Genomic DNA, 19,257 nt, shown 5'->3' with positions numbered 1-19,257 from the left:
AACTCTGTTTTTTGTAATAAGCTTAACATAAGCGCGTTACATAAGTTTTAAATTTAGGGCTATGAAACATCTTAGCCTCTTGCTCTTAATTTTATTCGCTTCAATTATTAGTGCTCAAAACACCACAACCACGGCAGAACCTCGTTTTTCTCTAAACGCAATAGGTGCGCTACCTAGTAATGTAGGAGAACCCAATAAAGAATTTTATGATCAAACACGCACGCTACTTGTGGGGACATCTTTAGGTTATAAGTCTAGCTTGCAGGGTGGGATATCAAGGTCACGTGTAGGTAATGACGAGGTGGTCGAGTTTCCTCTTATTTTTAGATATCAAGCCACAAAGGGTATAAGTGCATACCTGGGTGTACAAGGGCAAGTAGTGAGAGGACTTGACACCAGCGGGCTTATGTTTACAGAGTTTGCCCCTACTATGGGAATAGATGTGCAATTTACACCAGAGTGGGATGCAGGTATTCAGTTTATGGCACCCGTATATCAAAATAGTGCTGCGCCTGCAGTAAGCTACGAGCTATCGCACCCTATTAGATTAAGAACAGGGATTAAATTTTAGTGTTTACTAGGCTTGCAAACTTTAGCACAACCATAACACTTTTTAATACACTCTTATTACAATAGATATCTCATTGTGAGTAATTTAGTGGTGAACTTAAAAAGAAAGATTATGAACTCGACAGAATTAGAAGGAAAGTGGAATCAAGTAAAAGGAGATTTCAAACAGAAATATGGTAAGCATTTTGATAATGATGAGACCTTTGCAGATGGAAAGATGGATGAGGTTCTAGGCCGTATTCAAGAAAAAACAGGAAAAACAAAAGAGGCTATTAAAGAAGAAATAGAAAAGTGGTAATAGCCCATAGATACAAATAAAAAAAAGCCTCCATTATGGAGGCTTTTTTTTATTATATAAATAGTGCTTTGAGCTCTGTTGCTTCTGCAGGTTTCATCTTGCCTGCAAGCACAAGTGATAGTTGTTTACGGCGTAAGGCTGCATCATAGCGTTGTTTCTCAAGATCAGATTCTGGTATGACTTGAGGTACTGGTACAGGCTGCCCTTGCTCATCTACTGCTACAAAGGTGTAAATCGCCTCGTTTGCTTGCGCTTTAAGGCCGCTCTCGCGATCTTCTATCCATACATCTATAATGACTTCCATAGATGTTTTAAATGCTCTAGAAATCTTTGCTTCTACAGTAACAACGCTCCCTAGAGCAATCATTCTATTAAAAGCTACGTGGTTTACAGATGCTGTAACAACGATACGACGTGAGTGACGTCTTGCAGCAATACTAGCTGCTCTATCCATACGAGCAAGTAGCTCACCTCCAAAAAGATTACCCAGTGGGTTAGTCTCACTTGGCAGTACAAGATCTGTAAGTATTGTTTTTGAGTCGCTTGGTGTGCGTGAATCCATAGATATTCAATTTTGGCGCAAAGGTACACCAAAGTAGAAAAGGGAAACAGTAAAATGTATAAAGAGTATTAATCGATACTTTGTACGAGTAACCAAGCATCTTGATTATCTGTCTTGCGTATTGCTCTAAGTTCTGAAAGCGCTTCTTGAGAGTCTGTAAAGCTTCCGTACACTACTTGATGCAGTCCATACTTGTTAGTCCCTATAGTACGTGCTTTATATCCTTTTTCTGTAAGCTGGTCTACACGCTTCTGCGCATTTTCTTCCATACGGAAGGCGCCCGCTACAATGTGGTAATTACCTGCAGGCTTTGTAAGTGATAGCTGTATAGCTGGTAAGGGATTAGGGATAACAAAAGTTGCTTCTTGTATCTTATCTTCTAGCTGCTCTCTTGCTTGCTCTTGTGCCACATAGTTATGCTCTTTTACATCTTGAACATAATTAAAGCTAGCCGCTCCAAGAACACCAAAAGCGATAACCGCTGCTGCTGCATACTTAAGCCAAGAGTTACTTGCCTTACGTTCTGGTGTAAAAGCAATAGGTGTTGTCTCCTCAAGTGCAGTAACCTCTTCTTTATAAACTTCTCGCATAATCTCTGGCGAGGTAAAAGAAGATAGACCAAAAGAATCTGTAAGATAGTTGAGGTGATATGATGGCTCAAACTGTAATCTACTCTCTGCGTCTAGAGATAGTGTACCTATGTTTGTAAGCGTTTGTGACTCTCCCTTATGCAGGTTATCATAAAGAAAGCGCACGTAGGTTTTAATACGATTACTCGCCTCACTATGAGGAATCATCTCTGTCTTTGCAATATAGTTTGCCAGTAAACCATCACTGTCTGTAAGTTGTGCATTAAATGACAATTTCTTTTTAGGCGGGTAAAAAGCGTGTGTAGTGGCGTGTATTTGCGCACTTTGGATTTGAGTCAAAAAAGCTCCAAAACCTGGTAAAATTACACACTCATATCTGTATAAAAGGTCACTTATGTATTGGTCTAACTGCATAACTCAAAAATAGTCAAAATGTCTAGTCACGCAACAAGGCGAGATATATTTTATTAACAGATATAATAGTTGTTACTTAGTAGCCTCAATTTCAAGCATTAATGACAGAAAAAGAATTACTCGCACTTCTTACCTTACAATACACTCCAAATCTGGGTGATGGTTCTATAAAAAAACTGCTTCAACACTTTGGTTCGGCTACGGCGGTTTTAGAACAGAAAAAGAGCACATTGCTTAAGATAGATGGCATAGGTGAGCATAAACTTAAAGCTTTTGGTAATGAGGAGTATCACGCTTTCGCGAAAGCGGAATTAAAATACATACAAGATAACAACATAAACGTCTGTGCATTTACAGATGAGCAATACCCACAACGTCTTAAACACTGTCTAGATGGACCAGTGCTGCTATTTTCTAGAGGAAACATAAACTGGAATAATAGAAGAATTATAAGCATAGTAGGGACTAGAAAGATTACTACCTATGGCGAGCATTTTATAAAAAAGTTCGTTAAAGATTTAGCTCCCTTAAACCCGCTTATTATCTCTGGTTTTGCTTATGGGGTAGATATTACCACACATAAAGCGTGTATTGAGCACGGATTGCAAAATGTAGGTGTACTGGCTCACGGGCTTAATCAAATTTACCCAAAGGTGCACGCTAAGTATATGAGCGATGTAGAGGCAAATGGTGGTTTTGTGACAGACTTCTGGAGTAAGAGCAGTTTTGTACATACTAACTTCTTACAGCGCAACCGTATTATTGCTGGGCTGTCTGAGGCTACTATCGTTATAGAATCTGCAGAGAAAGGAGGTTCTCTTGTGACTGCAGACTTTGCAAATGGATATAATCGAGACGTGTTTGCGGTACCGGGTAGGGCAGAAGATAAGCAGAGCTTAGGTTGTAATAATCTCATAAAACAGCAGCGAGCAAATCTTATGACTAGTGCTGCAGATCTTATTTATATACTGGGCTGGAAACTAGAGCAAGAACAAACTCCCGTGATCCAAAAACAACTTTTTGTAGAACTTACAGATGAAGAAAAACTGGTATGGCGCTTCTTAAAAGACAATGGTAAAGAGCTTATGGATATCATCGCTCTTAATTGTAAATTGCCCACTTACAAGATTGCAAGCATCTTATTGCAAATGGAATTAAAAGGAGTAATAAGGCCTCTCCCCGGAAAACTCTTTGAAATTATCTAGTAATAAATATTCTTAAATAGCTGATTTTGAGCTGATTGAATTTTTGGCACGTGGTTTGAATACTGTTAAGGGAATCCAAAAACAAACAGTATGAAAACGATCAAACATTTTATTGCAGTAGCGCTCGTCGCCATTTTGTTTACTTCGTGTTATACAGAGGCGATTGTAGAAGTAGATCCATATGTAGAGGTTAATAATGGACCTACACTTAATCAAGTATTAACAGATTATGAGATATGGTATGTAGATATAGATGCCTCATCTGGAAATATAGTTGTACCATTTTTACAGAAAGCATTTACAGTCTCTTTTAGAGGAGGAAATATTTTTGCAAATAACAACCTTTCTGGTTTAGGGTATAATGGAGCCGGGTTTGGGATAGATGTAGGTAACTATGATACTTTTGGTTTTGAGCTAGATGCTTATCACGATTTAGACGGAGATTACACCTTTGATGTACGCCAGTTATCTGGTAATGAGATAGAATTATATCACCCGTCTACGGGAGCGAGATATATACTGGTAGGTTACCAGCGCAACACCTTTGACTATGACTTAGTGTTTTACAATAACATACACTACTTCTTACAAGAATTTGAAGCTTGGGAGAAAATCTATACAAGTCAAGAGGGTGAAATCAATCCTTTTGATAATGAGAACTACTTACAGTTTTTACCAGCAGGGGTTTCTGGCAACTTTAGAAGCTCAGAAGATGGTAATGGTACACCAGTAAATAATATATACTGGGACTATGATGGGATTTATGATGTAGATGATGTGCCTGGTGATTTTTACCAGAAAACTTTAACACTAGATTACAATTTTCCAGACAATGAGTTCTTTGACCTTACCGTTATAGATGACGAGACCATAGAGTTATATCAAGTAACTACAGGTACTACCTACCAGTTTAGAGGTAGAGGGTATATAGAGTTTAGAACCTCAGAAGATGGGAAGTCTAAAACCTTACCTAAGTTACGTAAGAAGACTTCAGAAATTAAAAAAGAAATAGAAGCGCTCAAGGCGAAAAAAGCAAAAGCGTTAAAATAAAAAGGAGCACTGTACAACCACAGTGTGACGCATAAAGATTTTTTGGTTGGTTATTTAGTTGGAAAACCCTTACCTAAGTGTTAATTAGCGTAAGGGTTTTCTGTTTTAAAAAACGATTAGAACTATAGATATAATGCATAAAATTGAGGACTAAAGTACTAAGTGATTATTATTACCAATCTCCTCTTAACAATACTGTATAAACACCTACTTTTTTGTAAATTGACTACACAATAAAAAACACTAACTAAAAATTATAATTATGGGATTATTTTCATTTATTAAAAATGCCGGAGCAAAAGTATTCGGGATAGGAAAAACAGAAGAAGAAGAGGCAGCAGAAGCAGCAGCAGTTGCAGAAGAAAAGATTGCAATGGAAAATGCAAAAGCAGCAAGTAATATGGCAGAAACTATTAGTGACCTTGGTCTAGATGTAGATGATCTAGATATATCTATAGATGGTGATGTTGCTGTTGTTGCAGGTAGTGCACACGACCAAGCTACAAAAGAAAAGGTAATCCTTGTAGTAGGAAACTCTACAGGTATTGCAACGGTAGACGATAGACTTACTGTAGAGAACCCAGAGCCAGAAGCTCGTTTTTATACGGTAGAAAAAGGAGATTCTTTAAGTAAGATCTCAAAAGCGATGTATGGAGACCCAATGAAGTACCCACAAATTTTTGAAGCAAATAAGCCTATGCTTAAAGACGTAGATTTAATTTATCCAGGTCAAGTATTACGTATTCCTCACTTAGAGAAATAAAAGAAAGCGCTCAAGCGCGATTATAGACTAATTAAAAGAACAAATATGAAGGGCGATAGTCTGGAATGTTTGTTCTTTTTTATGTATTAAATTCATCTAGTTTAATGAACCAAAAATGTGCAGAATCTCTTTGCTCATATTCATTAAGACTAACACCCAGAATATCACAGCGAGCCCTGCAAAGAGTTTTGCTTTGCCCAAGTGAGCATTATGAGGTTCTTTTCGAGCCTTGACGTATTTTATAATTGTAAAGACACTGGAAACAATAAATATTGCCGTGGCAAAACCTGTTAAAAAATCAGGTAAGTCATTACTTGACTCAATGACTCTGTTTAATATAAAATATACTAGAAAAGACACAGCCATCATAAGCCCGTAGTAAGTGGCTTCTTTTGCATTTTGGTCGGTGAGATCTCTTTTAGGCATCAGGATTATCTATAAAAACTCATCTCGTCTATGAAGGTGTAAACTTCTGGGGGAAGTAGTGGTCGTATGTTTTTACCCTCCTTAATACCCTTACGTATCATTGTAGATGAAATCTCCATAATAGGAGCGTCTACTTTGTGAATCTTTGGGTGATTATCAAACTGTGTTTCAACCGTACCTTCAGAGATTCTAGGGTATACATAGATGTCGTGACGCTCAAGAATAACTTCATAGTTTTTCCACTTATGAAGACTTTTAAGGTTGTCCTCACCCATTATTAAACAAAACTCGTGCTTAGGATACTTTTCTTCTAGATGAGCCAGCGTGTATACCGTATAGTTAGGTTGTGGTAAGTCAAACTCAATATTACTTGGCTCGATTTTGTCATAATGCTCTACAGCCTCCATAACCATCTGGTAGCGATGATGATTGTTAAGTAGGCTACTCTTCTTCTTAAAAGGATTGTGAGGCGTGATAACCATCCAGATTTTATCTAAATCACTATACTCAGCCATATGATTTGCAATAGTAAGATGCCCTATGTGTATAGGGTTAAAAGTTCCAAAGTATAGACCTATTTTCAAGGGATAGTAAGTTTTGGGTTATTTCTTTTGGAGCGGGTTTGTGTCAAAGGCAATTCCGTCCCAACCGTATTTGATAAAATTTCTAATATTTTGGTGATCTGTACCCTCTGGGTTTTGTAGCACATCTTCTCTGTAATATGAGCCAAAACACTGTAGCGTGTCACTTTTATTTAATCCTTGCTCTTGTGCAAATGCAAATAGCTTACAGGAGCCATTGTTCTCACCTGCGTCATTATGAATATCACCATTCTTAAAAGAGCTAGGCGTAAAAGTATATAGAGCTTCTATAACAGCCATTGTATCTGTAAACTCAATCTCAGTGGGTGAGCTAGTAAGTTTGGTTTTAAAATCTTGTAATGTCATTGAGTTATTATTTTACAAAATCAGCCACGAGTGCAACAGCCTCATTAAGTGCTTTTTCTAAGTTATCATTAAGGATAATATGATCAAATTGTGGTGCTGTGGCAAGCTCAACAGAGGCTTTTGCAACACGCATATTGATTTTATCCTCACTTTCTGTACTACGTTTTTTAAGACGTATTTTGAGCTCGTCTACACTAGGTGGTTTTACAAAAACGGCAAGTGTCTTATCTGGAAATTTTTTCTTTATGCGTAAACCGCCTACTACGTCTATATCAAATATGACGTGCTTACCCATCGCCCAGATACGTTGTACTTCTTTCCAGAGTGTACCGTAAAAGTTGTCACGATAGACCTCTTCCCACTCTAGAAAGTCGTCTGCTTTGATATGATTTTTAAACTCCTTAAGAGAGATAAAGTAGTAATCTGTGCCGTGTACTTCTGTGCCACGAGGTTCTCTACTAGTCGCAGAGATACTAAACTCTAGATTAAGCTCTGGCTGACCCAAGAGATGTCTTACAATTGTTGTTTTACCACTACCAGAAGGCGCCGAAAAAACAATGAGTTTCCCCGTGTGATTTAGTTCTTGTGCGTCAGGTTGTTTTCCCATTAGAGTACGTTTAATACTTGCTCTTTTATTTTTTCTAGCTCATCCTTCATTTGCACGACTAGCTGTTGCATAGGTGCATAATTAGACTTTGAGCCTATGGTATTAATCTCACGACCTATTTCTTGACCTATAAAACCTAGCTTTTTACCGTTAGAATTTTCAGAATCTAGTGCTTCTGTAAAGTAATCTAAGTGATTTTTAAGACGTACCTTTTCTTCTGTGATATCGTATTTCTCTAGGTAATAAATAAGCTCTTGCTCAAACCTATTTTCGTCAAGATTAACCTTGAGATCTGCAACGGCTTTCTCCAGACGTACCTTTACATCTGCAAGACGATCTTTATCAAGAGTGATAACTTCATCTAGTAAATGTTGTAAATTTTTAATGCGCAGTTCAAACTCAGTTTTGAGAGAGTTACCCTCATCTAGTCTGTAAGCGTTTATCTCCTTAAGGGCACCTTCTAGATTAGTTACAATAGCTTTGTACTCATTTTCATCAAGCTCTTCACGCTCAGTTTTGAGAGCATCTGGAAGTCTCACAGCCATTTTAAGTAGCTCTATCTCGCTAGGCTCACCAGCAACAGCGTTTGACAGCTGTTTCATATACGTGTTTACAACAGATTCATTAATCGCTGTATTGGTGTTTTCGCCAGTGCTTTCTATGTAGAGTCCTACATCTATCTTACCACGTTCTAGAGCTTTTGCAACCATATTGCGTAGTGCGAGTTCCTTCTCACGATATGTAGAAGGGATACGTGCATTGAGATCAAGGTTTTTGCTGTTAAGCGATTTGATCTCGATAGTAATCTTTTTTCCGGGAAGCTGTACGACACTCTTCCCAAAACCAGTCATTGATTTTATCATAGCGCAAAGATAATGGTTCAGTAAGTAATGAAAAATTAAGAATGACTGTGGTTTTTTACGCTTTCGCGAAAGCGTAATCACACCCTATTTTACTTTTTCTTGCATATAAGAACGCACCTGGTAGTTAGCCAGCACAACATATGCTACTAATGCTATATAACCACCGTATGCGGCATAAGGGCTTTCTAAAAAGAGGAGACAGCTACAAATTGCAAAAAGTGCAATGGTGCCTATCCCGTACTTTTGAGCAAGAAAGGAGTATGCTTTATCCCAAGTGGCTTGATCTCTCATCCACCATTCTGGAGCTTTTGATAAAAAAGGATTACCCAGCGATGGCGGAAAGTAACGTGTATTTATAAATAATGCCAGACTTATGAGTGCTGGGGCAAATGTTGTAAGGAGTGCAGGGAAGTTCATTAATCTAATTTACGTAACCAAATATTTCTATATCCTACACCACTCATATCTCCGTGATCTTGCAGTATAATTGGGCCGTCACCGTGAGCATTGTTTTTTGGGAAACCTATGTACTCTGTACTCCCTTTAATCTCGTAGTGATCTTGTATGAGTACACCATTTAAAAATACGGTGATTGTAGCAGCTTTTGTTTTTTCACCTGCAGCATTAAACGCTGGCGCGTGAAAAACAATATCATAGCTGTTCCACTCTCCAGTAGGTTTTGCAGCCATAACGTCTGGAGCTTTTTGCTTATAAATAGAGCCTACCATACCGTTTACATAGGTGTCATTGTCATTGTTATTTAAGATTTGTACTTCGTATAAGCCTTGAAAAAACACACCACTATTACTTCTGTTTTGGTTAGTCTGTGTGTTGTTTGGGTCACTGCGCCATTCTAGGTGTAATTGCACACTCCCGAAGTCTTCTTTGGTCACAATATCTCCCGTTTTATCCTTTACGGTCATACTGCCGTCTTGATTAATCGTCCACTTAGGAGCGCCACCGTCATTTTTACTTTTCCAAGCGTTGAGGTTTGTGCCGTCAAACAATACTACAGCATCACTGGGGATACCGGTTTGCCCGTTTATGGCAACCTTTGCAGGTTTTGGACCCCATACTTCTGTTTGTTCTGGTTTTGTAGGTTCGTCACCCACATTTCCTGAGCCACACGATGTAATGGTTAGTGCTGTTGCGATAATTCCTAAATGGTATAATTTCATAATCTATAATTCTTTTATTGTAATGTTGCGGTACCATACTTTATCTCCGTGATCTTGGAGACCTATGTGACCTTCTTGATATTTACCAAAGCCTTTCCAGTCTGCAAACTTAGTCTTTGCAACCATAGCATCCCACTGTTCGCCATTTACGGGGAAGGTGTATGCTTCTTTACCGTTAAGGCTTACTTTACCTAGGTTGCTATCGTGATTGATATAAAGCGTTACTTTGTTCCACTCACCAGCGGGATTAATCATATCGTCTGCAGGCTTTATCATATCATAAAGAGATCCTGCTTTGTGCGTTCCATTTGCCACCTTTGCATCTGGGTGACGCTCGTCATCTAGCACTTGTATTTCTGGGCCAGTTTCATAAGCTTCTTTAAACTCTGGTGATTCCTTTACACCCCAAAAGATGCCACTGTTACCACCTTCAGAAACTTTCCACTCGAGATTGAGTTCAAAGTTTTTATAGGTGTTTTTTGTAATGATGTTTTTACCACCTTCTTCCCCAGGCGTAAAAGCCATTGCTCCATCTTCTATGGTCCAGTTGTCGTGCATACCGTCGGTACCATATCCTTTCCAAGCGTCAAAGCTAGAGCCGTCAAAAAGGACAACTTCGGTCGTAGATGCTTGTGTTGCCGTTTCTACTTCTTCAACCTCTTGTTTTGTAGTAACTTCTTTTTCTTTACAGCTTAAAGCGAAAATTGCCACTGCTGCGATATAAAATGTTTTTTTCATAATAGTGTTTTAAAGTCCCAATATCTTCTTTAACTGCTCCTTGTCAATATCTTCTCCAGCAAAATCATCAAAACGTTTTTGTGTTGCCTCAATAATATGTGAAGTGATAAATGGTGCGCCTTCTCGAGCTCCTTGCTCAGGACTTTTTACACAACATTCCCACTCCATCACTGCCCAAACGTCACAACCGTATTCTGTAAGTTTTGTAAAAATGGTTTTAAAGTCTATCTGTCCATCTCCCGGAGAGCGGTAACGCCCAGCGCGATCTTGCCAGTCACTATAACCGCCAAAGGTACCACGCTTTCCATCTGGTTTAAACTCAGAATCTTTTACGTGAAAGGCCTTTATAAACTCGTGATAGTGATCTATGTATGCGATATAATCGAGTTGCTGTAATACAAAGTGACTCGGGTCATATAAGATATTACAACGCTTGTGATTACCTGTAGCCTCTAGAAAACGCTCAAAAGTCACACCATCGTGAAGATCTTCACCAGGGTGAATCTCATAAGCCACATCTACTCCACACTCATCATAAGTATTAAGTATAGGTAACCAGCGTTTGGCTAGTTCTTCAAACCCCATCTCAACAAGTCCTGAAGGACGTTGTGGCCAAGGGTGCATTGTATGCCAAAGCAGCGAACCACTAAACGTCGCACTCACATCAAGACCTAGATGTTTACTTGCGTGTGCTGCGCTTATTACTTGCTTGCGAGCCCACTCAGTACGCTTCTTTGGATTGTTTTTACAGTCGTCTGGAGCAAAGTTGTCAAACATCAAGTCATAAGCAGGATGTACCGCAACCAGTTGCCCTTGTAGGTGTGTAGAGAGCTCTGTAATCTCAAGCCCATAGTCATTTACTTTACCCTTAAGCTCATCACAGTAGGTTTTACTCTCTCCCGCTGTGGTGAGGTCAATTAATCGGTTTTCCCAAGTTGGGATTTGTATTCCTTTATACCCAAGGTCTGCTGCCCATTTACACAATCCGTCTAGCGAATTAAATGGAGCTTTGTCATCCATAAACTGGGCGAGAAATACTGCGGGTCCTTTTATTGTTTTCATTGGATATATTTTTTTCATTCTCGCAAAGGCAAGAATCTTTTCAGTTATTGTTTTTTTACGCTTTCGCGAAAGCGTACTTATACTACTCTAGGTCTACCCACACATTCCCATCACGATGAGATTGTACAGCTTTCTCTATAAAATTCATTCCTCGTACACCATCTGTCATACCCGGAAACTCGCCCGAATTGTAGTCTTCTCCACGTATTGCCTTAGCAACACCTTTATAGATATTACCCATCGCGTCAAAAATACCTTCTGGGTGTCCCGGAGGTAGTTTTGTGCCGTCTAGCGATAGCGCACTGTTATAAGTGTGGCCTGGTTTAAGCACGCGCATAGGTTGTCCATCTTCTAGTAAATAGAGATAGTTAGGGTTTTCTTGCTCCCACTTGAGACCTGCTTTTGTACCATAAACAGCTACGGTAAAGTTGTTCTCTTCTCCTGTTGCTATTTGACTAGATCGCAATACACCTTTTGTGTATTCATCTAGGCGTAGTAATACGGTGCCGTCTATATCCATCTCATTATCTGCATATAGATGGTTGAGGTCTGCAAGTACAGATTTAATTTTCTTACCTGTTACAAACTCCAGCATCTGGTAAGCGTGAACGCCTATATCACCAAGACAGCAAGAAATTCCAGATTTTTCGGGCATTAAACGCCAGGTGCTATTGCGCTGCTCCTTGTCGTGTATGAGGTTATTAATCCAGCCTTGGTAATACTGAGCGTCTACCTTCTGTATCTCGCCCAGTTCTCCATTTGCTATCATTTCCCTCATTTGGCGCACCATAGGGTAGCCAGTGTAAGTATGTGTAAGTCCAAAGACGTTACCATTTTTCCTTTGGATAGCCTCAAGCTCTAGCGCCTCTGCGTGCGTCATCGTCATAGGCTTCTCACAAATCACGTTAAAGCCAGCTTCTAGAAGCTGCTTTGCCATCGGGAAGTGTAAAAAGTTAGGCGTTAGTATAGATACCACTTGCATACGTTGGTCTGCTGGGAGCGCGGTTTCCTTTTCTATAAGCTCCGTTAGATCTTTATAAATGCGATCTGTCGGGATGCCTATTTGAGCAGCAAATTCTTTGCTTACCGTAATATCTGGGTTAAAAGAACCACCTACTAGCTGGTATGCGTCAAACATACTTGCCGCCACGCGGTGTAACACACCTATTAAACTATCTCCGCCGCCACCTAAGACGCCCCATCTTATTTTATTGCTCATTGTGTTGTGTTTTTATTTTTTAATTATATCAAGTAAATATGCTTATTCTAAGAAAAGACCGCCCTTTAGGGTAGGGGAAAGAACTTTTTTAGACTTTGCTACTACTCCGTATATTCTATTTTCTCACTCTTAAATAACAGTGCAAAAATCACAAATACGGCTGCTGCAAAAATTGCTGGGAATACCCATACTGAGTTCCAGTCGTGACCTTCACCTACAATATTTGCGTCTGTTATTTTCCCTGCCACATAAAAACCTACAAGCATCCCTACACCGTAAGTAGCAAGTGTGATAAGTCCTTGAGCGGCACTTTTAATTTTTGGTCCAGCTTTACTGTCTGTGTAAATCTGTCCAGACACAAAGAAAAAGTCATAGCAAATACCGTGTAAAACAATTCCTGTAATAATCATAAAGAAAAGGTCTCCCGTGTTACCATAAGCAAACAGTAGGTAGCGCAATGTCCAAGCGAGCATCCCTACAAGGATAGTTTTCTTAAACCCAAATTTCTTAAAGAAGAAAGGAAGTAATAGCATAAAGACTACCTCAGATACTTGACCTATAGAAGCAAGAGCCGTAGATTTTTCTACACCAGACTCTGTTAGGAACGGACTTAAATTTTGATAGTAAAAGGCAAGTGGAATACATATAAGTACCGAAGAAAGGAAAAACACTAAGAAGTTTCTATCCTTAAGTAAATCTAAAGCTTCAAGACCTAATATATCTTTAATTGCAACTTTCTCTCCCTTTGCACTTGGTGGTGTTTTAGGAAGTGTAAAACTAAAAACTCCTAGTATTGCAGAAGCAATAGCAGTCATTACAAATGTGTTTTTAAGTAAACCTGCAGCGATAGATTCTTGAGAGTCCCATCCAAAAGCAAAACTTATTAATAGTCCTGCCACAATCCAACCGATGGTTCCCCATACACGAATGAATGGGAAGTCCTTTGATGGATCTTTCATCTGGTTAAATGCAACCGAGTTTACTAGCGCCAGTGTAGGCATATAAGCAATCATATACCCTAAAACATATGGATAAAACACAGCCGAGTCTGTTGCTTGTGACATTAAATACATAAGTACGGCACCTATAATATGTAATACTCCCAGAATGCGCTCTGCATTAAAAAATCGATCTGCAATAAGACCTATAATAAATGGTGCTATAATAGCTCCCCAAGATTGTGTAGAAAAGGCTGCTGCAATTTCTCCCCCTTCGGCGCTTAGGTTATTACCCATAAAGGTACCTAAGGTTACAAACCAGCCTCCCCAGATAAAAAACTCGAGAAACATCATTAGGGATAATTGAAACTTAGTCGTTGATTTCATATTGCTTATTTAAGATTGTCTATTGATTTTTGAACTAGTGCTTTAGTAAGAGCGATACCTTCTTTTGGGTCTTCTAGCGGCCCTTCGTATTCTGTACCCACATATCCTTCAAAACCACTATCGGCAACGATTTGCATTAATCGTTGATAGTCTAATTTTGTCTCATTACCATTTTCATCAAAGTTATATGACTTTGCAGACACTCCTTTCGCATACGGCATCATTTCTTTAATACCTGCGTAGGTGTCATATTCTTCTACACAAGGTGCACCCCAGCGTTCTCCACCTTCTCTTTTGATGCAAAAGTTACCAAAATCTGGCAACACACCTACAGTTTCCATATTAACCTCTTTCATAACAGCCGTAAGTTTTTGACCATCACTAGACCAGCCACCGTGATTTTCTATAATAATATTTACACCTACTTCTTTACCATAAGTTCCCAGTGCAGATAATGAAGCTACAGAGTATTCGTGCCATTTTGCAGGATCTAGTTCTCCAAAGAGGTTTGCTCTTACCGAGTGTGCTCCCATAAGTTTCGCAGCATCCATCCAGTATTTATGTATTTCTATTGCTTCTGCTCTCTTTGCAGCATCTGGATCTGCAAGCTCACCGTCACGGTCTACCATAATAAGTACGTTATCCATACCTGCCGCATCAGACTGTTTTTTCATTTCGCGAGCCCAGTTCATCACTTTTTCTTGGTAGTTACTCTTGTCTTGAAATTCAGGGTAGAGTTGCGTTACATATTCTACACCGGTAAAACCGAGATCTTTAGCAATTTGAGGAAAATCTTTCGGATCAAGATCACCTTCTAAAAATGGTTTATGTAATGACCACTGTGCAAGTGAGTGTTTATAATTGAGTAAATTTTCTTTAGAAGTTTCGGTTTCCGCTTTCGCGAAAGCAGAATTATCTTCTTTTTTTACCTCCTCTTTACAAGAAATAAGGACAAAAGCGCATAAAAAAGCGCCTAACAAATAATTTTTCATAAGATGAATTTTAAATAAGACTAGAACTATAACGTTTTCGCCTGTCATTTACTGTTAAATATAGGGTTTGACTAAGGTAGTCTTTTTTAGATATTCACAAAAAACAACTTAAAATTTATATATTTGGTAACCTATATCCCAATAAATTTTCATTAATACATTTTATGGTGAATACAGCTAACGAAAACGAAATGTACGACGCAATTGTCGTAGGCTCAGGAATCTCTGGTGGATGGGCAGCAAAAGAACTATGTGAAAACGGTATGAAAACGCTCGTATTAGAGCGCGGTCGTATGGTAAAGCATATAGACGACTACCCTACAATGCACAATGACCCTTGGGACAACAAATTTAAAGGTAATAACTCACGTGAAGTGGAGGCTAGATATGAGAAACAAGCTCGTACTGGATACGTTCACAAGGCAGATAGTCGTCACTTTTTTGTAGATGATATTGATCACCCTTATAATGAGACAAAACGCTTTGACTGGATACGTGGGTATCACGTAGGCGGTCGTTCTATTATGTGGGGTAGACAGAGTTATAGACTGTCTGATATAGATTTTGAAGCAAATAAAAAAGAAGGTATTGCTGTAGACTGGCCGGTACGTTACAAAGATATCTCACCTTGGTATGATAAGGTAGAGGAGTATATCTCTGTATCTGGAGAAAAATTAGGTCTAGAGGTACTACCAGACGGAAAGTTTTCACCACCTATGGAGCTTAACTGTGTAGAAGAGGTTCTTAAAAAGAATATGGCCGAAAATTATAAAGATGGTCGCCTTCTTACCATAGGGCGTGTTGCACATATTACAGGAGCAAAGACCTATGATGGTAGATCTGCTTGCCAGTTTAGAAATCGCTGTGTAAGAGGGTGTCCTTTTGGAGGGTATTTCTCAAGTAACTCATCTACGCTACCAGCTGCAGAGCGTACAGGAAATATGACATTACGTCCATTTTCTATCGTAACAGAAGTTATATATGATGATGCTACCGGTAAGGCTACTGGAGTTAAGGTGATTGATCAAGAGACAAATGAAAAGTTAGAGTTTAAGTCTAAAGTCGTTTTCCTTTGTGCATCTGCTATAGCATCTGCAAGTATACTTATGCAATCTAAGAGTGAGCGCTTCCCTAACGGTATGGGTAATGACTCTGGTGAGCTTGGGCATAACTTAATGGATCACCACTTTAAAGCAGGAGCTACTGCAAAGTGGGATGGAGATTTAGATAAGTATTATAAAGGACGTCGCCCTAACGGGATTTACATACCTCGTTTTAGAAACATAGGAGGAGTAACAGATCAAAAAACCTTTAAGCGTGGTTACGGTTATCAAGGTGGTGCTGGTCGTGGTGATTATCAACCTCAAATTGCAGAGGCTGGATATGGTGCAGGGCTTAAAAAAGCAATTCAAGAACCAGGAGGGTGGACAATAGGTCTTATGGGCTTTGGAGAATGTCTTCCTTATCACGAGAATAAAATGACCCTAGATTATAATGATCTTGATAAATGGGGATTACCTAAAGTAAACTTTGACGCAGAGTGGAAAGAAAACGAGTGGGAAATGCGTAAGGATATGATTGCAAGTGCAAAAGATATGCTTAAAAAAGCCGGCTTTAAAGATATCCAGACTATGGATGACCCAAGTGCTCCAGGTAACGGTATACACGAGATGGGTACAGCACGTATGGGACGTGACCCAAAAACATCTGTATGTAATGGTAATAACCAGCTACACGCAGTACCTAATGTATATGTGACAGATGGAGCATTTATGACCTCTGCAAGTTGTGTAAACCCATCACTTACTTATATGGCTTTTAGTGCACGTGCTGCAAATCACGCTGCCGCTCAAATTAAAAAAGAAGCATAAGATGAAAAGAAGACAATTAATAAAGAACTTAGGATTAGGTGGAGTGGCACTCGTTGCAACACCTACAGTATTAAGCCTACTACAAAGCTGTAAAGCAGACGGGCCAGTGTTTGAACCTGTGTTTATTAATAACTCACAAGGTAAAGCGCTTCGTCATATTGTAGATCTTATCATCCCGTCAGACGAGGCAATACCAGGAGCTGTAGATGTAGGTGCTCATAAGTTTATAGATATGTATTGGAACGAAGTGACACCTCTTGAAGATCAAGCACAAATCAAGGCTGGTTTTGATGCACTTGCAAATAGATTACAAGATGCTACAGGTAAAACTTTTGAAGATGCAGAGGCCGAAGATTATGACAAGCTTCTAGCCAAATATCTAAATGCTTCAAAAGAACAAGAAGAAGTATTTAATAAAAGTCTAGGTGAGTATTACCAAGCGTACCAGAGAGATAAGACGGTAAAGGTAGATCCAGATGCTGGCGCTTTTAGTTTACTGCAAAACGTAAGAGGTATGACTATCTGGGGCTGGAAACAGTCTGAAGAGATAGGAGAAAACGTACTTGCTTATGAGCCTATACCGGGACAACAAATAGGTTGCTTACCAGTAGAGGAAGCAACAGGAGGAAAAGCATACTCACTGTAATTATATGGACAGAAGAAAATTTATAAAAAAAGGAGCTCTCACGGGTTCCTTTTTAGGTTTAGGGACCGTAGGTATACACGCTATGGATGCGGTTGTGAGAGATTCCGCTTTCGCGAAAGCGGAAACAGAACCACACGCTTTTAATCTCAATTATGCCCCGCACATAGGTATGTTTAAAGAGCTCGCTGGCAAAAATGTTATTGATCAGCTCAACTTTATGGCAGATCAAGGTTTTACCGCCTTTGAAGATAATGAAATGCGCAACCGCCCCATTCCCGAACAAGAAGCAATGGCAGAGGTGATGCGTAGGCGTGGTCTCACTATGGGCGTTTTTGTGGCTCATAAAATACACTGGACAAAGCCAAACCTAGCCAGCGGAAAACAAGAATGGCGTGACGAGTTTCTGGCAGATATTAAGAGCTCTATTGAGGTAGCAAAACGTGTAAATGCAAAATGGATGACCGTGGTACCTGGTCACGTAGACTTGCGTCAGAATATTGATTTTCAAACGGCAAACGTAGTGGAGAGCCTTAGACAAGCAAGCGCCTTACTAGAACCGCACGGTATTGTGATGGTGCTAGAGCCACTCAATTTTAGAAACCACCCAGGACTCTTTTTATCTAAGTCACCACAAGCATATCAAATTTGTAAAGCTGTAAACAGTCCGTCGTGCAAGATTCTTTTTGACATCTACCACCAGCAAATTCAAGAAGGAAATTTAATCCCGAACATAGAACAATGCTGGGACGAGATTGCTTACTTCCAGATAGGAGATAACCCTGGTCGTAATGAGCCTACTTCTGGTGAGATTAACTACAAAAATGTATTTAAATACATACACAGTCGTGGTTTCAAAGGAGTTTTAGGAATGGAACACGGTAACAGTAAAGAAGGAAAAGAGGGCGAGCAGCGTGTGATAGATGCCTATGTAGAGAGTGATGGGTTTTTGTAAATCTGTATTTTTAATAATAATACAATCAGAATCTCTTCGTTTGATAACGGAGTGTGTAGGATTTACTACTTTTACTCAAAACCCTAGCAAATGAGTTCATCTTTTGAAAAATACCAGAAAAGACGATTAATTACCTCCTATTTTTCGGTGGTGATTAGTATTGCTTTGGTTCTTTTTCTTTTGGGAATTTTGGGGTTACTAGTACTCAATACCAAGAAGGTAGCAGATTATTTTAAGGAGACTATTGCCGTAGGTGTTTACTTTAAAGACACTGCAAAAGATGTGGAGATGAAACAGCTAGAGAAAACACTTTCTCTTGCAGCGTACACAAAATCTATAAAATTTGTTTCAAAAGAAGAGGCTGCGGCAGCTCATAGTGAAGCCCTGGGAGAAAACTTTGTAGACTACCTTGGCGAGAACCCGCTTCAAAATAGTATAGACTTATACCTCAATGCAGATTATGTATCTGCAGAGAAGGTAGAAGAAATAGCAAATGAGATCGCATCAAAAGACTTTGTAGAAGAAGTAACTTATGATAAACCTCTCATATCATTGCTTAACGATAATATCAAAAAAATAAGCCTGTGGATACTTATTATCTCTGGCATATTTACGTTTATCGCAGTACTGCTTATCAATAGCTCTATACGACTATCTGTGTATGCAAAGCGTTTTACAATAAAGACAATGCAAATGGTGGGCGCCACAAAACGTTTTATAAGACGTCCCTTTGTATGGAAGAGTGTGCGCCTCGGGATTATAGGTGCGCTTATCGCTATAGCAGGTATGGCAGGAGTGCTGTATTATGCAAATAAAGCATTCCCGCAACTTACATTACTAGATGACCCGCTCGTACTAGGAGCATTATTTGGAGGTGTGTTTTTAATGGGAATACTCATTACTTGGTTTAGTACCTTTCTGGCAACACAACGTTTCTTAAATTTGCGCACAGACGAGCTATACTACTAGCCGAATTACT

Annotated in this window: 23 protein-coding genes; 9 read left to right on the top strand and 14 right to left on the bottom strand. The window is 39.3% G+C overall.

Going from position 1 to position 19,257, the window contains the following annotated elements:
- The first annotated feature begins 61 nt into the window (after window positions 1-61).
- Window positions 62-571: a hypothetical protein gene (locus ABVM49_RS04285; protein WP_405203184.1), complete on the top strand. Its 510-nt coding sequence runs from the start codon at window positions 62-64 to the stop codon at window positions 569-571.
- A gap of 111 nt (window positions 572-682) precedes the next feature.
- A complete protein-coding gene (locus tag ABVM49_RS04280; protein WP_038598248.1) occupies window positions 683-868 on the top strand; it encodes a CsbD family protein in 186 nt (61 codons plus the stop codon).
- A gap of 52 nt (window positions 869-920) precedes the next feature.
- Here ABVM49_RS04280 and ABVM49_RS04275 read toward each other — a convergent pair whose 3' ends face one another.
- Both ABVM49_RS04275 and ABVM49_RS04270 read right to left on the bottom strand, forming a co-directional pair.
- Window positions 921-1,430 carry an acyl-CoA thioesterase gene (locus tag ABVM49_RS04275; protein WP_405203183.1) on the bottom strand — a complete coding sequence of 170 codons (510 nt, stop codon included), beginning with the start codon at window positions 1,428-1,430 and terminating at the stop codon, window positions 921-923.
- A 68-nt stretch (window positions 1,431-1,498) separates the two neighbouring features.
- Window positions 1,499-2,434, bottom strand: a complete 936-nt coding sequence (locus ABVM49_RS04270) for an SPOR domain-containing protein (RefSeq protein WP_405203182.1) — start codon at window positions 2,432-2,434, stop codon at window positions 1,499-1,501.
- Between the two features lie 101 nt (window positions 2,435-2,535).
- On the opposite strand from ABVM49_RS04270, the gene dprA reads away from it, so the two are divergent.
- The 3 genes from dprA to lysM all read left to right on the top strand — a co-directional run bounded on the left by dprA (window position 2,536) and on the right by lysM (window position 5,452).
- Window positions 2,536-3,639, top strand: coding sequence for a DNA-processing protein DprA (dprA, locus tag ABVM49_RS04265; protein ID WP_405203181.1), 1,104 nt, complete (start codon window positions 2,536-2,538; stop codon window positions 3,637-3,639).
- Between the two features lie 90 nt (window positions 3,640-3,729).
- A complete protein-coding gene (locus ABVM49_RS04260; RefSeq protein WP_405203180.1) occupies window positions 3,730-4,689 on the top strand; it encodes a nicotinic acid mononucleotide adenyltransferase in 960 nt (319 codons plus the stop codon).
- 262 nt (window positions 4,690-4,951) lie between these two features.
- Window positions 4,952-5,452 (top strand): peptidoglycan-binding protein LysM, encoded by a 501-nt coding sequence (gene lysM / locus ABVM49_RS04255; RefSeq protein ID WP_035326359.1) that lies wholly within the window; start codon window positions 4,952-4,954, stop codon window positions 5,450-5,452.
- 96 nt (window positions 5,453-5,548) lie between these two features.
- Here the strand turns inward: lysM and ABVM49_RS04250 are convergent, their stop codons facing one another.
- From ABVM49_RS04250 to ABVM49_RS04195, 12 genes are all read right to left on the bottom strand, one after another.
- Window positions 5,549-5,878: a hypothetical protein gene (locus ABVM49_RS04250; protein ID WP_405203179.1), complete on the bottom strand. Its 330-nt coding sequence runs from the start codon at window positions 5,876-5,878 to the stop codon at window positions 5,549-5,551.
- Between the two features lie 5 nt (window positions 5,879-5,883).
- Complete coding sequence (nadD, locus tag ABVM49_RS04245) at window positions 5,884-6,462, bottom strand: nicotinate (nicotinamide) nucleotide adenylyltransferase (RefSeq protein ID WP_405203178.1); 579 nt, start codon at window positions 6,460-6,462, stop codon at window positions 5,884-5,886.
- Window positions 6,463-6,480: 18 nt separating this feature from the next.
- Window positions 6,481-6,825 carry a HopJ type III effector protein gene (locus ABVM49_RS04240; RefSeq protein WP_405203177.1) on the bottom strand — a complete coding sequence of 115 codons (345 nt, stop codon included), beginning with the start codon at window positions 6,823-6,825 and terminating at the stop codon, window positions 6,481-6,483.
- A 7-nt stretch (window positions 6,826-6,832) separates the two neighbouring features.
- A complete protein-coding gene (gene gmk, locus ABVM49_RS04235; RefSeq protein ID WP_405203176.1) occupies window positions 6,833-7,432 on the bottom strand; it encodes a guanylate kinase in 600 nt (199 codons plus the stop codon).
- Window positions 7,432-8,295, bottom strand: a complete 864-nt coding sequence (locus ABVM49_RS04230) for a YicC/YloC family endoribonuclease (RefSeq protein ID WP_405203175.1) — start codon at window positions 8,293-8,295, stop codon at window positions 7,432-7,434. The genes gmk and ABVM49_RS04230 overlap by 1 nt, the downstream gene beginning before the upstream one ends.
- An 84-nt stretch (window positions 8,296-8,379) precedes the next feature.
- Window positions 8,380-8,712, bottom strand: coding sequence for a hypothetical protein (locus ABVM49_RS04225; protein ID WP_035326367.1), 333 nt, complete (start codon window positions 8,710-8,712; stop codon window positions 8,380-8,382).
- Window positions 8,712-9,473, bottom strand: coding sequence for a DUF1080 domain-containing protein (locus tag ABVM49_RS04220; RefSeq protein ID WP_405203174.1), 762 nt, complete (start codon window positions 9,471-9,473; stop codon window positions 8,712-8,714). Before ABVM49_RS04220 ends, ABVM49_RS04225 begins: the two co-directional genes overlap by 1 nt.
- 3 nt (window positions 9,474-9,476) lie before the next feature.
- Window positions 9,477-10,211 (bottom strand): DUF1080 domain-containing protein, encoded by a 735-nt coding sequence (locus ABVM49_RS04215; RefSeq protein WP_405203173.1) that lies wholly within the window; start codon window positions 10,209-10,211, stop codon window positions 9,477-9,479.
- Between the two features lie 9 nt (window positions 10,212-10,220).
- The gene (locus tag ABVM49_RS04210) at window positions 10,221-11,273 is read right to left on the bottom strand and encodes a sugar phosphate isomerase/epimerase family protein (RefSeq protein ID WP_405203171.1); all 1,053 of its coding nucleotides are present in this window, start codon (window positions 11,271-11,273) and stop codon (window positions 10,221-10,223) included.
- Window positions 11,274-11,355: 82 nt separating this feature from the next.
- Window positions 11,356-12,492: a Gfo/Idh/MocA family protein gene (locus tag ABVM49_RS04205; protein ID WP_405203170.1), complete on the bottom strand. Its 1,137-nt coding sequence runs from the start codon at window positions 12,490-12,492 to the stop codon at window positions 11,356-11,358.
- 101 nt (window positions 12,493-12,593) lie between these two features.
- A complete protein-coding gene (locus ABVM49_RS04200) occupies window positions 12,594-13,817 on the bottom strand; it encodes a nucleoside permease (RefSeq protein WP_405203169.1) in 1,224 nt (407 codons plus the stop codon).
- Between the two features lie 5 nt (window positions 13,818-13,822).
- Window positions 13,823-14,809 carry a sugar phosphate isomerase/epimerase family protein gene (locus ABVM49_RS04195; RefSeq protein ID WP_405203168.1) on the bottom strand — a complete coding sequence of 329 codons (987 nt, stop codon included), beginning with the start codon at window positions 14,807-14,809 and terminating at the stop codon, window positions 13,823-13,825.
- A gap of 191 nt (window positions 14,810-15,000) precedes the next feature.
- Here ABVM49_RS04195 and ABVM49_RS04190 point away from each other — a divergent pair, with 191 nt between their 5' ends.
- The 4 genes from ABVM49_RS04190 to ABVM49_RS04175 all read left to right on the top strand — a co-directional run bounded on the left by ABVM49_RS04190 (window position 15,001) and on the right by ABVM49_RS04175 (window position 19,247).
- Window positions 15,001-16,680, top strand: coding sequence for a GMC oxidoreductase (locus ABVM49_RS04190; RefSeq protein ID WP_375252534.1), 1,680 nt, complete (start codon window positions 15,001-15,003; stop codon window positions 16,678-16,680).
- 1 nt (window position 16,681) lies between these two features.
- Complete coding sequence (locus ABVM49_RS04185) at window positions 16,682-17,326, top strand: gluconate 2-dehydrogenase subunit 3 family protein (protein ID WP_405203167.1); 645 nt, start codon at window positions 16,682-16,684, stop codon at window positions 17,324-17,326.
- 4 nt (window positions 17,327-17,330) lie between these two features.
- Complete coding sequence (locus ABVM49_RS04180) at window positions 17,331-18,278, top strand: hydroxypyruvate isomerase family protein (RefSeq protein WP_405203166.1); 948 nt, start codon at window positions 17,331-17,333, stop codon at window positions 18,276-18,278.
- 90 nt (window positions 18,279-18,368) lie between these two features.
- On the top strand, window positions 18,369-19,247 hold the full coding sequence (locus ABVM49_RS04175; RefSeq protein ID WP_038598289.1) for an ABC transporter permease: 879 nt from the start codon (window positions 18,369-18,371) through the stop codon (window positions 19,245-19,247).
- The last annotated feature ends 10 nt before the right edge of the window (window positions 19,248-19,257 follow it).

Source organism: Dokdonia sp. LLG6352-1 (genome assembly GCF_045055815.1).
Classification (GTDB): domain Bacteria; phylum Bacteroidota; class Bacteroidia; order Flavobacteriales; family Flavobacteriaceae; genus Dokdonia; species Dokdonia donghaensis.
This window is presented reverse-complemented; position numbering and strand designations above follow the sequence as displayed.